The sequence below is a fragment of the Nonomuraea sp. NPDC049784 genome, assembly GCF_040659615.1.
Lineage (GTDB): Bacteria > Actinomycetota > Actinomycetes > Streptosporangiales > Streptosporangiaceae > Nonomuraea.
Map to the genome: position 1 here is coordinate 1 of NZ_JBFAMX010001132.1, position 1737 is coordinate 1737.

The window sequence follows — 1737 nt, forward strand, 5'->3', positions numbered from 1 at the left end:
GTCGCAGGCAGGGCTGCGACCGTGCTCGGCCGCACGCTCTTCCGCACCGAACGCGGGCGGGCCGTGCTCGCGGGGATGGCCGCGCACTCGATGCTCGACCTGCGCTCCCCGATCACCTCCGGATACGGGCTGATGCTGGCCGCGCTGGCCCACCACGTCGGCTGGCCGGTGGCCGTGGGCGGCTCCCAGTCGGTGGCGGACGCGCTGGTCGCCAGGCTCGTGGCGAACGGCGGGGAGGTCGTCGGCGGGTGGGCCGTGCGGGATCTGAAAGAACTGCCGCCGGCCAGGTCGGTGCTGCTCGACCTCACGCCGCGCCAGGTCCTGGCCGTCGCGGGCGACCGGCTGCCGCCCCGCTACCGGCGCCGCCTGTCCCGCTTCCGGTACGGCCCCGGCGTCTTCAAGCTCGACTGGGCGCTGTCAGGGCCGGTGCCGTGGAGCGACCCGTCCGTCAGCCGGGCGGGGACCGTCCACCTGGGCGGAACCCTCGACGAGATCGCGCTGAGCGAGGCCGAGGTGGCCGCCGGACGGCATCCGGCGCGGCCGTACGTCCTGCTCACGCAGCCCACCGTGGCCGACCCCACGCGCGCCCCCGCGTCGCGTCACGTGCTGTGGGCCTACTGCCACGTGCCCAACGGATCCGGCCGGGACATGACCGAGGCGATCGAGGCGCAGATCGAACGCTTCGCGCCCGGCTTCCGCGACCTCGCGCTCGCCCGGCACGCCCTCGGTCCCGCGGACCTCGAGGCCCGCAACGCCAACCTGGTGGGCGGGGACATCGGCGGCGGCGAGGCGTCGCTCTCGCAGTTCGCCCGCCGGCCCCGGTACTCGCCGTACCCGTGGGCCACGCCGGTTCCCGGCCTCTACATCTGCTCCGCGAGCACGCCGCCCGGCGGGGGAGCCCACGGCATGGGCGGCTGGCAGGCCGCCCGTATCGCCCTGCGCCGGGACGGGCAGGCCTGAGCCGTTCAGACCGGGAGCGCGCGCAGGGCCGCGGGAGTGAGGTCGTCCTTGCGCAGGTAGGTGAGCGCGCCGCAGGTCCGCGCGTCGGGGGGCAGGTCGTCGGCCGCGTACGTCGAAAGCAGAACGATCTTGATGTCGGGCGCCCGCGCGAGGATCCTGCGGGTGGCCTCGATCCCGCTGATTCCGGGCAGGTTGATGTCCATCAGGATCATCGTGGGCCGTTCCAGGGCGGCCTGGTCGTAGGCCTCCTCCCCGGTCGCGGCCTCGCCGACCACGCGCCAGCCCGGCAGCAGCCTGACGAGCGTCCTGGCGACCGAGCGGAACAGCGCCTGGTCGTCAACGATGAGGACGTCGACCGCTTTCATGTCTCCAGGGTCCACCTTTTCGGCGTACATCCCAAGGGAGGGACCACCACAGTCAGCGGGTGCTAGCATCCCCGCTCCGCGCGGACAGATAGAGCAGCACGGCCATCACCCGGCGATTGGTGTCCGGTTCGGGGCCCAGTCCGAGCTTCGCGAAGAGCGCGTTGATGTGCTTCTCCACGGCTCGCTCGGTGAGGAACAGCGCGGCCCCCACCGCGGCGTTGCTCTTGCCCTGCGCGATATGGGCCAGCACGTCGCGCTCTCTGCCGGTCAGCGCCGCCAGTGGCGACGACCGCGCGTGGACGGAGTCGGCCACCAGGGCCTCCACCACGGCCGGATCGATGACCGAGCCGCCCCCCGCCACCGCCCGCACCGCGTCGACCAGCGACCCCGCGACGCTGAACCGCAACTTCAG

At 73.5% G+C, this 1737-nt stretch carries 3 protein-coding genes; 1 reads left to right on the forward strand and 2 read right to left on the reverse strand.

Going from position 1 to position 1737, the window contains the following annotated elements; translation table 11 throughout:
* Positions 1-960 (forward strand): NAD(P)/FAD-dependent oxidoreductase (locus tag AB0J09_RS64030; protein ID WP_360714202.1); only part of this gene is annotated, 960 nt, incomplete at its 5' end.
* A gap of 5 nt (positions 961-965) precedes the next feature.
* Here the strand turns inward: AB0J09_RS64030 and AB0J09_RS64035 are convergent.
* Positions 966-1325, reverse strand: coding sequence for a response regulator transcription factor (locus AB0J09_RS64035; protein WP_360714204.1), 360 nt, complete (start codon positions 1323-1325; stop codon positions 966-968).
* 52 nt (positions 1326-1377) lie between these two features.
* A partial coding sequence (locus tag AB0J09_RS64040; protein WP_360714206.1) for a LuxR C-terminal-related transcriptional regulator occupies positions 1378-1737 on the reverse strand: 360 nt, incomplete at its 5' end.